The 12,558-nt window shown below is 48.4% G+C and carries 11 protein-coding genes; 6 read left to right on the top strand and 5 right to left on the bottom strand.

All coding sequences use genetic code 11. From position 1 onward, the window contains the following. Positions 1 to 7: 7 nt before the first annotated feature. The 5 genes from ACMXI2_RS20650 to ACMXI2_RS20630 all read left to right on the top strand — a co-directional run bounded on the left by ACMXI2_RS20650 (position 8) and on the right by ACMXI2_RS20630 (position 8,244). Entirely contained in the window at positions 8 to 2,386 is a 2,379-nt protein-coding gene (locus ACMXI2_RS20650; RefSeq protein ID WP_483777963.1) for an ABC transporter permease, read from the top strand. Between the two features lie 196 nt (positions 2,387 to 2,582). After that, positions 2,583 to 2,984, top strand: coding sequence for a c-type cytochrome (locus ACMXI2_RS20645; RefSeq protein ID WP_483777962.1), 402 nt, complete (start codon positions 2,583 to 2,585; stop codon positions 2,982 to 2,984). 12 nt (positions 2,985 to 2,996) lie between these two features. After that, a complete protein-coding gene (locus tag ACMXI2_RS20640; protein WP_483777961.1) occupies positions 2,997 to 5,255 on the top strand; it encodes a DUF7133 domain-containing protein in 2,259 nt (752 codons plus the stop codon). 82 nt (positions 5,256 to 5,337) lie between these two features. After that, complete coding sequence (locus ACMXI2_RS20635) at positions 5,338 to 5,604, top strand: glycoside hydrolase domain-containing protein (RefSeq protein WP_483777960.1); 267 nt, start codon at positions 5,338 to 5,340, stop codon at positions 5,602 to 5,604. A gap of 168 nt (positions 5,605 to 5,772) precedes the next feature. Beyond that, complete coding sequence (locus tag ACMXI2_RS20630; RefSeq protein WP_483777959.1) at positions 5,773 to 8,244, top strand: glycoside hydrolase family 95 protein; 2,472 nt, start codon at positions 5,773 to 5,775, stop codon at positions 8,242 to 8,244. A gap of 172 nt (positions 8,245 to 8,416) precedes the next feature. On the opposite strand, the gene ACMXI2_RS20625 is transcribed toward ACMXI2_RS20630, so the two are convergent. The 5 genes from ACMXI2_RS20625 to ACMXI2_RS20605 all read right to left on the bottom strand — a co-directional run bounded on the left by ACMXI2_RS20625 (position 8,417) and on the right by ACMXI2_RS20605 (position 12,245). Further along, complete coding sequence (locus tag ACMXI2_RS20625; protein ID WP_483777958.1) at positions 8,417 to 8,803, bottom strand: DUF3037 domain-containing protein; 387 nt, start codon at positions 8,801 to 8,803, stop codon at positions 8,417 to 8,419. Further along, positions 8,781 to 9,584 carry a HipA family kinase gene (locus ACMXI2_RS20620; protein ID WP_483777957.1) on the bottom strand — a complete coding sequence of 268 codons (804 nt, stop codon included), beginning with the start codon at positions 9,582 to 9,584 and terminating at the stop codon, positions 8,781 to 8,783. The genes ACMXI2_RS20625 and ACMXI2_RS20620 overlap by 23 nt, the downstream gene beginning before the upstream one ends. Before the next feature lie 84 nt (positions 9,585 to 9,668). Further along, complete coding sequence (locus ACMXI2_RS20615; protein ID WP_483777956.1) at positions 9,669 to 10,736, bottom strand: winged helix DNA-binding domain-containing protein; 1,068 nt, start codon at positions 10,734 to 10,736, stop codon at positions 9,669 to 9,671. A 53-nt stretch (positions 10,737 to 10,789) separates the two neighbouring features. Continuing rightward, positions 10,790 to 11,731: a helix-turn-helix transcriptional regulator gene (locus ACMXI2_RS20610; RefSeq protein ID WP_483777955.1), complete on the bottom strand. Its 942-nt coding sequence runs from the start codon at positions 11,729 to 11,731 to the stop codon at positions 10,790 to 10,792. A gap of 115 nt (positions 11,732 to 11,846) precedes the next feature. Continuing rightward, a complete protein-coding gene (locus ACMXI2_RS20605) occupies positions 11,847 to 12,245 on the bottom strand; it encodes a winged helix-turn-helix transcriptional regulator (RefSeq protein WP_483777954.1) in 399 nt (132 codons plus the stop codon). A 100-nt stretch (positions 12,246 to 12,345) separates the two neighbouring features. Here ACMXI2_RS20605 and ACMXI2_RS20600 point away from each other — a divergent pair, with 100 nt between their 5' ends. Further along, on the top strand, positions 12,346 to 12,459 hold the full coding sequence (locus ACMXI2_RS20600; protein WP_483777953.1) for an SDR family oxidoreductase: 114 nt from the start codon (positions 12,346 to 12,348) through the stop codon (positions 12,457 to 12,459). Positions 12,460 to 12,558: the final 99 nt, after the last annotated feature.

Here is a 12,558-nt window from a genome sequence, read left to right as displayed (position 1 = left end):
CCCGCTAATGTTTAAAAACTATCTCAAAATTGCCTGGCGCAATCTATGGAGAAATAAAGTTTTTTCTTTTATCAATGTAATGGGCCTCACTATAGGTCTTACTGCCTGCTTCTTCATTTTCCTCTATGTACGTTTTGAACTGAGCTATGATAAATTTCATAGTAAAGGGGATCGTATTTACCAGGTTACCTGTGATATAAAAACGCCCAGTGAAATGATAAAGGGCGGAATTACGCCCTGGCCGTTTGCGCCGAATATGCAACATGATTTTCCGGAGGTGGAAGCCTTTACCCGGTTTAGCGGCGCCAACCTGTTGGTGAAGAAGGGGAACCTGAGTTTCCAGGAGGAGCATTCGTTGTTTGCGGATTCATCTGTTTTCCGGGTATTTGATTTTAAACTGATTTATGGGAACCCTGCTACGGCGCTGAAAGAAGTGAATAGTGTGGTGCTGAGTAAAACAGCGGTGAAGAAATATTTCGGGGATAAAGACCCGGTGGGAGAAACCATAATGCTTACCGGTGATTTAATACCAAATACCGTTACCGGGGTGATGGAAGATATGCCGGAGAATTCACAGATCAAGGCGGATATGCTGGTGTCGATGAGTTCATTGATTAAACTGAATCCGCGTCTCGATGAATCATGGGGCAATTTTGGTGCAAACACTTTCCTGCTGTTGAAGCCCAACACTGATCCTGCTGCGCTGACAGCAAAATTCCCGGACTTCGTGGAGCGGCATAATGGCGATGAGAGAAGAAAAGCCAAAATGTTTTATACCATTTTGTTGCAGCCACTGGAGCAGATTTACCTGCATTCCGAACGACCTGCTTTTGAGAATGGCAGTATGACAAATGTGTACATTTTTTCCATTATTGCCATTTTTATATTGTTTATCGCCTGTATTAACTTCATCAATCTTACTACTGCAAGATCGGTGGAGCGCGCAAAGGAGATCGGCATACGTAAAGTGGTGGGCGCTACCCGGGTGGAGCTGATCCGGCAGTTTATCGGGGAATGTGTGTTGTTGTGTTTGATGGCGTTTGTATTCACTATTATACTATTCGCAGTTTTGCTGCCATCCTTTAACCTGTTGGCGGGTAAAACGATTAGTACCGGCTTGTTTGCCAATGGCTGGTATATTGGAGCATTGCTGGCCGCCGCCATCGGCATTGGTTTACTGGCGGGCGTGTATCCGGCGCTGGTGTTGTCGTCCTTTAAACCGGTAACGGTATTGAAAGGACGGTTTTCTACGGGTACCAAAGGCATTTTTCTCCGCAAAGGACTGGTGGTAACACAATTTGCTATTTCCATTGCACTGATCACAGGTACCATTGTGGTATATCTGCAAATGCACTATATACATAGTAAAGACCTGGGCTTTAATAAAGACCAGGTGTTGGTGATCGATACACATGGAGATCCGGCAAAACACACTTTCAGAACATCTATTGAAGATATTCCGAAAGTAAATTCCGTTACCATCTCATCAGGTATTCCCGGCGGAACAACCAATGGCGCTTATTCAGAAATTCAGAACAAGCAGGGGGATATGCAGGTAGCCAACCTGGACCTGTATTCTGTGGATTATAATTTTTTACAGCAGTATAAAATGAAGATAGTAGCCGGACGCGGATTCTCCCGCGACTTTGGCAGCGACTCTTCGCATGCCCTGGTGATCAATGAGGCGGCCGCAAAGCTATTTGGTTACGCTACTCCGCAAGAGGCCATAGGCAGGGGTTACCGGCAGTGGGGCCACGAAGGCACCATCATTGGCGTGGTAAAGGATTTCCATTTCCGCTCGCTGCAGCAGGATATTAAGCCGCTTACCATCCGGATGGAACCGCAGGATTGTGATATGGTGTCGGTAAACGTAGCTCCCGGAGATTTATCCGGCACTATTGCCGCCATTGAACGTAAGTGGAAAACGCTGCTGCCCAACCGGCCGTTCAGCTATTATTTCCTGGATGAATTTTTCGACAGGCAATACCGCACGGAAGAACGGTTTGGAAAACTCTTCTTCAACTTTGCCCTGCTGGCTATTATTATTTCCTGTCTTGGTTTACTTGGACTGGCCTCCTACAGCGCCATGCAACGTACACGGGAAATAGGCATCCGTAAGGTAATGGGGGCATCTGTAACAGATATCGTGAACCTGTTATCAAAAGAATTTCTTAAACTGGTATTAATCTCTTTTGTTATAGCTACACCGGTAGCCTGGTACTTTATGCACAAATGGCTGCTGGTATTTGCCTACCGGATCAGTATCGGCTGGTGGGTATTCGCCGTATCCGGTATTATTGCCGGTATCATTGCCATTGGCACCATCAGCTACCAGGCGCTGAAAGCCGCGCTGGCAGACCCGGTAAAAAGCATGCGGGCAGAATAGCGTCAGCATATTCTTATCTTATCATGAGTACCCTGCTCTGTGGAAATTAATGCGTTTGTTAATGCGTTAACAGTCTTTTTTGTCTTTTTTTTCCGGAAACCATCCGGATTAAGCTTTTATTAATCATTTATTATGCCCTTCCGCTTTACTTGCACCAACATTCTATTCCACATTATTTATAATTCTTTATTACGATATGAAACGTTTAGCTATTCCTCTTTTTTTACTGATGTGTATCATGGGAGCCGTTCACGCCCAAACGAAACCGGCTGCCAAAAAGGCGACTGTCAAAGCTTCTCCCAAAACAACCACTGCACCGGTTATTAAACCGCAGGATATTGAAGAAGGTAAAATGTTACTGACTAAATCTGATTGTCTCGCCTGCCATAAAGTGGATACCAAAGTAGTAGGGCCGGCTTATGCTGATGTGGCAAAGAAGTATCCGTACTCTACTGCGAACGTAGATCTGTTGTCGTCCAAAATCATCAACGGCGGCTCCGGTACCTGGGGCGCAGTGCCTATGGCGGCGCATCCCGCGCTGACGGCCGCAGATGCAAAGAAAATGGTCACGTATATTCTTTCTTTAAATGCTAAATAAAGTTCCGCGTTCATGAAAAGAAATTCATTACTGGCAATCGCGCTGGCCGGCTTCAGCCTCTTTGTTTATCAATGCAGGGTATCCAGTAAAACCAGCAGCCTGAAAAAGGATGCAGCCGGCAATATTATAGTGAACCCGCATCCTTCCCCTGCGTATCAAACGGTAAAAGAAAGTATGAAATCCATCCAGGCGCCGGCCGGTTATCACCTGCAACTGGTGGCCAGCGAGCCAATGATCAAAGAACCTGTAGCTGTTGTATGGGACGGCAACGGCCGGATGTACGTGGCAGAAATGCGCACCTATATGCAGGATATCAACGGTACCGGGCAGCGGCAGCCCATTTGCCGCATATCCTTACTGGAAGATACCAACAACGATGGTACGATGGATAAAAGTTCCACCTTTATCGACAGCCTGGTACTGCCCCGCATGATGCTGTGTGTAGGCCATAAGCTGCTGGTAAACGAAACTTTTACCTATAATATCAGTAGTTATGAAGATACCAACGGCGATGGCGTAGCAGATGCCAGCGAGCTGGTGTATAAAAACGATAAGCCCGATACCCGTAACCTGGAACACCAGAAAAGCGGCCTCGTGTGGAATATGGACAACTGGATTTATGTGAGCTGCGACCCGGTGCGTTATCGTTATGTAAGCGGTAAACTGGTACCGGATAGTTTAACCAACTCACCCGGCGGCCAGTGGGGATTAGGAAATGATGATTACGGCAGATTGTATTTCTCCAGTGCAGGCGCAGAAATTCCGGCACTGGGTTTCCAGATCAATCCTGCTTACGGTTTCCTGAATCCCAACGATCAGTACGACCGCGATTTCCTGGCAGTATGGCCCATCATTGCCACCCCGGATGTACAGGGAGGTATGAACAGGTTACGCCCCGACACTACGCTCAATCATTTTACCGCCAGCTGCGGGCAGTCGGTGTTCAGGGGAGATGCGTTACCCGCCGATCTGAAAGGCGATCTGCTGATCTGTGAGCCGGTAGGCCGCCTGATCCGCCGTGCGAAAGTATCCGAAGTGGATGGTAAGATCACCCTGAAGAACGCATACGACGGTCAGAAAGAATTTATCACCTCCTATGATATGAACTTCCGCCCGGTGAATACTGCCACCGGTCCGGATGGTTGTTTGTATATCGTGGATATGTATCGCGGAATTATCCAGGAAGCCACCTGGACAGCTGAAGGCAGCTTCCTGCGCCCGCGCATTCTGCAAAAGGGACTGGACAAAAATATTGGCCGCGGCCGGATCTACCGGCTGGTGCATGATGGTTATAAACCGGATGCAAAGCCGCAGTTGCTGGATGCGCCCGGCAGTACGCTGATCACCTGGCTTGATCATGCCAATGGCTGGTGGAGAGAAAACGCACAGAAGGAAATTATTGCCAATGGCGACCTGTCTGTAGTACCTGCATTAAAACTTATTGCCACGGGTAAACATGCTACCATTGGAAAAACCAACGGCGCACTGGCACGTATTCACGCCCTGTGGACACTGGAAGGTTTGCATGCCATTGATAAAGAAACATTGTTTACCGCCTTTGGCGATACAGATGCGCAGGTAAGAAAAGCTGCCGTATGGATCAGCGAAATCTACCTGAAACAGGATGATGAAGCTGTGATCAGCAAACTGGCTTCGCTGCAAAATGATCCGGCAGCCGCTGTGCAGATACAGCTGGCGTTGTCTTTATCTGTAAGTAAATCTGAAAAAGCAAAAGTATTGCAAACCGCGATGGTGAGTAATTCCGCTTACACAAAAATGTTGGGCAGCGTTGCTAACAGCTTGGAAGTAAATAACAACACCAAACTGTTTGGCCGCCGCCTGGCCAACATGCCGGCAGCACATCGTAATCTTATCCTGAATGGGGCTAATATTTACAAACAGCTTTGTTCCACCTGTCACGGTCCGGATGGCAAAGGTATTGTTGTTGGCGGCGGTACCGCTGCTGCACCGCCTTTTGTAGGTTCCAAACGGGTAAGCGGCGATAAGGAACTGATGATGAAAATTCTGCTCAACGGTTTATCCGGTCCTATTGATGGGAAAACCTACACCGACGTGATGGCGCCCTTTGGCGCTACCAACACCGACGAATGGATAGCTTCTATCTTAAGTTATGTGCGTTATAACTTCGGGAAAAATGAAAAGGGAAAGTCACCGGTAGTGGATGTAGAAAGTGTAAAGAAAATGAGAGTGGCTACCGCCAGCCGTGATAAATTCTGGACGCTGGAAGAACTGGAGCAATCTGCCAGATAGATCAACGGAGAATATTATTATAATCCCCTGTTATCACGCAGGGGATTAGCTATTAATAGAAGCGATATGAAAAGTGTTTTGAATGCCTGCTTTGCCTTGCTGCTGGCAGGTACTGTATGTAAGGGATTTCAGGGTAATTCCGAATGATTTGTACCGCCGCTCTGTAGCCACCGCACTGGAGTATGCCATCAGCGATGGCAGCACGGCCCTGATGGCAAAGAAATCAGGATATACGAACGACTATCATTATTTTCAACAGCGCGCAGCCAATTATAAATTGTATTTTGATCCGGCAAGCGGTGTTCCCGGCCTCCGGGAAATATGTGATCGGCAGCCGGTCGGTGGATAAAGCCGTGATCCATACCGGCGGCGGAAAACCTTTTGTGGTAGATTACATACCGATATCTTAAAAGGAGGTGTTTTAAAAATAATGATGGGCAATAAGCCCGGTAATCAGTTCGGCGTTTTGAAAGAAAACCAGCCGGAGTAATTTTATTCCACTTAACTGTAAAAACTCATGCGAAGGAACAAACACACTATAGCCGTTTGCGTTATAGCATTGCTAACATCGCTGCCCGCATTGGCGCAGCACACGGAGTTGAAACTCAGGTACAACCGCCCTTCGGGCAAAGTATGGGAAGCTGCATTGCCGGTAGGCAATGGCCGCCTGGCTGCAATGGTATATGGTAATCCCGGAAGCGAACTGATACGGCTAAACGAAAATACGGTGTGGAGCGGCAGTCCCAACCGCAATGATAATCCGCATGCGCTGGCAGCCTTACCGGAAATCCGCCAGCTGATTTTCGATGGCAAAATGAAAGAAGCCAGCGAGATGGCGGCAAAAAATATCCAGGCAGAAAAGATCAATGGCATGTGCTATCAGCCGGTAGGCGACCTGGAACTGGCATTTCCCGGTCATGAGCAATATACCGGTTATGAACGGGAGCTGGATCTGCAAACAGCAGTAGCCGCTACCAGTTATACTGTGAACGGGGTAAAGTATACCCGGCAGGTATTTGCCTCTATACCGGATCAGGCGATTATTATACAACTTACCGCCAGTAAGCCCGGCAGCATTACTTTCAACGCCGGCATGAAGAGCCCGCAAAAATCAAATGTAGCCGCCAGTGGAAATAATGAACTGGTGTTATCCGGTATCAGCGGGGATAGAGATGGCGTACCAGGTAAGGTAAAGTTCCAGTCGCAGGTAAAGTTTAAAACCAGCGGTGGTAAAGCAGCCGCCGGTGGTAATACTATCAGCGTTACCGGGGCCGATGCGGTAACTATCTACGTGTCAATTGCCACCAACTTTGTAAACTATGCCGATGTAAGCGGCGATGAAGTAAAGCGTACCACGGCGTATATGTCGAAGGTATGGCCGAAGCATTTCGCAGGTCTTTTGAAAGATCATATAGCGGCCTATCAGCACTTCTTTAACCGGGTACAGCTGGATTTAGGGACCACCGATTCTATCAAAAATCCAACTGACATCCGCGTCAGGGATTTCAGGAACGGCAATGATCCGCAGCTGGTAACGCTGTACTTCCAGTTTGGCAGGTACCTGCTGATAGCCGCTTCACAACCGGGTGGCCAGCCGGCAAACCTGCAGGGCATCTGGAACCCGTTGATGAGTCCACCGTGGGGAAGTAAGTATACCATCAACATTAATACAGAAATGAATTACTGGCCTGCGGAAGAAACAAACCTTTCTGAAATGCATGAGCCATTGATACAAATGGTAAAGGACCTATCTGTTACCGGCCGGGAAACAGCAAAGGTAATGTATGGCGCCGGCGGATGGGTAACGCATCATAACACGGACCTGTGGCGTATTACAGGTCCGGTAGACGGTATTTACTCCGCTATGTGGCCAATGGGAGGCGCGTGGTTAAGCCGGCATACGTGGGAGAAATATTTGTTTAACGGCGATAAGAAATACCTGCAAACCGTATATCCGGCATTAAAAGGCGCTGCCCGGTTTTACCTCGATTTTCTGGTAGAAGAACCTGTGCATAAATGGCTGGTGGTATCGCCATCCATGTCGCCGGAAAATAGTCCGAAAGCTTATCCTGGCATATCTATCGCGGCAGGCGCCACGATGGATAATCAACTGGTGTTTGATCTGTTTACCAATACCATCCATGCCGCAGAAATCTTACAAACAGACAAAGCGCTGGTGGAAAAAATGAAAGCGGCACGTAAGCGGTTACCGCCTATGCAGGTGGGCCAGCACAACCAGTTGCAGGAATGGCTGCAGGATCTGGACAATCCGAATGATAAGCACCGTCACGTGTCGCATTTATTTGGTTTGTATCCTGCCAACCAGATCTCTCCCTATCGCACGCCTGCTTTGTTCAGCGCTGCACGTACCTCGCTGCTGCAACGTGGCGATGTGTCTACGGGTTGGTCGATGGGCTGGAAAGTGAACCTCTGGGCGCGTTTGCTGGATGGCAATCATGCATGGAAACTGATTAAAGACCAGCTCACCCCCGCGGGCGTAAATAAAGGAGAGAACAGTGGCGGAGGTACTTATCCCAATCTTTTTGATGCGCATCCTCCTTTCCAGATCGACGGGAACTATGGCTGTACTGCGGGGATTTGTGAAATGCTGCTGCAAAGCCAGGATGGCGCCATCCACCTGTTGCCGGCCCTTCCGGACGACTGGAAGAACGGGCGTGTGAGTGGCTTGCGTGCCAGAGGCGGTTTTGAGATCCGGGAAATGGTGTGGGAAAATGGTCAGCTGAGTAAAATCACCATCCGCTCCACGCTTGGTGGCAACTGCCGTTTGCGCGTACCCAATGCATTACAGGAAAACGGACAGTTGAAAGCGGCTGGTGGTGATCAAACCAATCCTTTCTTTGAAATAACGCCAACTGCTCCTGCATTGGTGAGCGACAAAGCAAAGGTGGAGGAGTTGCCTTTGCCGAATACGATATTGTACGACCTGGATACACAGGCGGGGAAGACGTATACTTTTGTGAAGAAGTAAACGCGGATTTTGTCTTTCTCAGGATTACGCTGATTTTACTGATTTTATTTTTTAAATATTAGGGAAGACAGAAGCGGATAAATTCGCTTTTATCTTCCCTATCTTTTTATAAAAATCTCAAAAAATAAAATCAGTAAAATCAGCGTAATCCTGAGAAAGACAAAATCCGCGTTTACAGCACCAGCTGCCGGTGCAACCGCATCAGCGTATCTTCCGCATCAGCGCTGCAAAATCCGGGATGTACTCTCGATGTTTGCACCACACTGCTGCGTGTGGCAGTTAACCAGCGGAAGCGGCTGGCAAGATCAAGCGCCCCGATTGGCCCACCTGCTTTACTGCCTTTGGAAATTTCCACGAAAGCATCCAGGTAGGGGCGGATGGTGTTAATATCTGTTTCCGGAGAAAGTGCGTGTAATTTTTCTTCGTTTAAGGTATATACTGCCCGTAAAAATTTTTGTTGCCTGCAATAGAGAATAACACCAACATTCAGAAATTCTTCCCGCTCTACGCTTGGCACCACCCGTATTACAGCGTACTCATATAAGTGATTGTCTTGCATGTTGTGCTTCTTTTACAAAAATTCCGGAGTGGCTGATCCGGGTTGTTAAAAATTCAAAATATACCTGGCGTCTTTCTTCGGGTGTAACATCGTTGCTGTCTTCACTGCGCAGCCATTCTTCAGGGATGATGTTTACAACAGCGCGTATCCGCTCTGGTGTGAGGATCAGGTTGAAGGCGGCATCTACCTGTTCCAGCTCACCGGCCTGTGGCAGCAGCACATGATCTTTTACCTGTACAAAGGGCCGGAGGGATTGTTCCTGCCAGTTTTGCCAGGAGTGATGGAAATAGAGCGAGGCGCCATGATCAATGAGCCACAGTTCATTGCGCCACATCAGCATATTGGTATTGCGGGCGGTGCGGTCTACATTGGTCAGGAGGCAGTCGAGCCACACGATCTTTGATGCTGTTAATGCATCGATGGTATTTACCGTAGGGTCGTAGGTGGTAGCGCCGGATAAATAGTGCAGGGCAAGATTGAGGCCCACACTTTTTTTCAGCAGGTCCTGTATTTCTTCATCGGGTTCTGTACGGCCAAAGGCCGCATCGAGATGGGCAAATACGAGTTCCGGTATTTTCAGTTTGAGTATCCTGGCCAGTTCGCCGCCGATTAATTCTGCGATGAGTGCTTTAACGCCCTGACCTGCGCCCCTGAACTTCAGGGCATACAGGAATCCGTCGTCTGCTTCGGCGATGGCCGGCAGCGAACCACCTTCACGTAACGGTGTTACGTAGCGGGTTACATTCACCGTTCTTAGCTGAAGTTGAATATCGTCTATCATCTGATAATCTGGTTATCGTTTTCTTAATATGAGTCTATAGTCAAACAAAGTAACCAAATATCAGGCACTTTTTGCCGTTGGGCTTTATATGGAGGTTATGCTTTGCAGCTTCTTCCCCATAAAAGCCGCGTAGGCAGCAGCTGCGGTGTTTACCGCCGCTTTTTTGCCGGGACAGATCAGTTGTGTGGTCACGGTAATATGCCGACTACTTTCTTTCCGGCTCCAGATGCCGCTCACTTGCCCGTTAACCAGCACTACAGGTTTAAAGATGCCATAACCGGCGGTGGACTGGTGTTCAGCAGGAAGGATATCGCAGCGGTCTTTATAAGCCACGGCATATTCATCGTAGCAGGGCAGGAGAAACGTGGAGGGAACTGTGCGTTTATTTACCGGTGTGCCGGCAGCAAACCAATAGGCTTGCCCGTTAGCAACGGTGTGGGAGAGATGTTCTTTGTTGAGGTGCAGTCCTGTTTTGATATCGGCGATATTTAACCCGCTCCACCACTGGAAATCCTGGATGGTGGCGGGGCCTCTGCTGCTGAAGTAGCAATCTGTGAGGCGTGCAATAGCTTCTTCGCGGAGGGGTGCAGGCGTATCGGGTACGCGGTCGGAGAGTAACGCATAGGTAAATTGTTTCCCCTGCCGGGGCCCGCTGCAGATGAGTCCTTCCAGCTCCGCATCCATCAGGAGGAATCCCAGCCGGATATCATCGGTGTTGATCTTTGCTTTGGCGAGCAGCGGAAGGAGGGCCGTGCGTGTGAGGAATTTATGGTCGCTGAGCGCTTTGGTGATAATGGTGTTGCTTCGTTTCAGGTCTTTATCGGAGATGCCCAGTTTTATGTGCAGCCTTTTATTAAAGGCTTTTATTTTGGGAGCGGTCAGTTGCAGCATCCAACGGATATCTTCCGGGGCTACAAAGTGCCAGGTGGGGCGCAGGATATGGGTGCGCAGGATCTTCCCTTCATTAAAATCCTTTTCAATGGAGGCGTCGGTACTGCCTTTAATACGGTTGCCGATGGCCCATTTGGCGCCTGCATAATCCTGGGCCTGTATGCAGCCCATCCAGCGTACCAGGTCGGCGGACCGGGTAAAACGGGAATGGAGGAGCTGCTGTTGATGTAGCCGGTGTTGTATGATCTTCGGACTGTTCATATTCCAAAATTACCGGCGAGGTGTGACAACGGTATGTCAGTTGGGAAAACGGGTCAGGAAACTTTTTTAAGCATCTCCTTCAGCCTGTCTTTTACCAGGGTTTTAAGGGGTGCAGGGCTAATAATGTCAGCCTGATCGGCAAAGGTGATATACCATCGGGAAAATGCCTGTATACAGGGCGCCTCAAACTCCATGCGGGTGTGCGTTTTGCCTGCTTTCTCACTGGTGAAGCCATAGTTATATTTCTGTTCTGTAAGATACCGGGCCATATCGTTATGTACGTTGATCACTACCGGGAACGACTGCCCGTTATCTTTTGGTTTGTTTGCCAGGTATTCAGTCAGGGAGATGTGTTGCCGGTGAAATGGCCGGCCGGTATCTTTTACAGAAAGCATCCGTTCTGTTCTGAAAGGATGATACTTCCTGGAGGTGGTACAGAAGGCGATGGCATTCCAGCTGCCATTTTCCCGGAAAATACCGATGGGTTCTATATCCCTTTCATTAATACCGGTTTCGGTGGCATACTGGATATGCAACACTTTCTTCTCACCTACTGCCCTGATGAGCAGCGGAAGGGTGTCGTTAAGTAGATGATTATGTTCGGATACTTTATGTTTAACGGCAATATTTTCTTCCAGGTCTTCCAGCACTTTTTTCTGTGCATTACGCAGCACGGCTTTAACTTTGAACATAGCGCCTTTAAAGCGCTCGCTGTTTTGGAGATCGGCATGATGTTCCAGCATTTTTTCTGCCATGAGGAAAGCAATTACTTCTTCTTCGGTAAACATGACCGGTGGCAGGCGGTAACCCTCCATGATGGAGTAGCCCAGTCCTTTTTCGCCGATAACAGGCACCCCGGCCTGTTCCAGCGAACGGACATCGCGGTAAACAGTACGCAGACTCACATCAAAGCGGTCGGCAATTTCCTGGGCCAGCACCAGTTTTTTGGATTGCAGATGTATGAGGATAGCGGTTAAGCGGTCGAAGCGGTTCATCGTGGTAATCAGTTAACAGGATTAAGGGAACTAGAAAATACGGTTTACGGCGTTAAAAAGATATGTATACATGGGCAGCAAAGGCTATCAGCTGCAATTGCCTGTTAAAGCCACTTTAATCAACTGATGCCACTTCCAGGGCGGGCAATTCCATGCTGCGCCCTGTGATCTTTCTCCGGTGCATGGCTCCCCATACTGTTAATGAATGGAGCACATCTCCCAGGGTATCGCTGTAATCAGTCAGCTCATACTCCATAAGGGTACTGCCCTCCGCTACCGGTATTCTTCTCACAAAACCATTCATCTCCATGTCTTTCAGCTCGTTCGACAACACCTTTGCCGAAATTCCTTCCACTAAACGCTGTAGTTCATTAAACCGCCGCCTGTGGTCAATAAGGGCTACAATAATCTTCAGTTTCCACTTGCCACCAATGGCATACATCGCGTCCCCCACTGCTGCGAGAGAGGCGGCACATACTTCCGATGAAGGATGACGTTTTTTATCCACTTGCATATATTTTAACTTACCTGGAGGTTAGTAGTAACCTCCAGGTAAGGTTGAACAGATAGTTACCAAAGGTAAGTAGTTTTGGAAAATAAAACTGAAATGTAACATGTGCGGAATATTGGTAACAGGAGCCACCGGCCGCCTCGGAAAAGTAGTAACGGAAGAATTACTGAAAAGAACAGACGTGGCCAACATTGCCGTATTTGGTAAGAGATCCTGATAAAGCGGCGGCCTTACAGGTAAAGGGCGTAGCAGTGCTGAAAGGCGATTACGATGATTATAACTCACTGGTAACCGCCTTCCCCTTTCTTAAAAGCAA

This window comes from Chitinophaga sp. G7 BAM 1005, assembly GCF_057126945.1.
The sequence above is the reverse complement of the archived record's forward strand: the minus strand, read 5'-3'. Positions and strand labels throughout refer to the sequence as shown.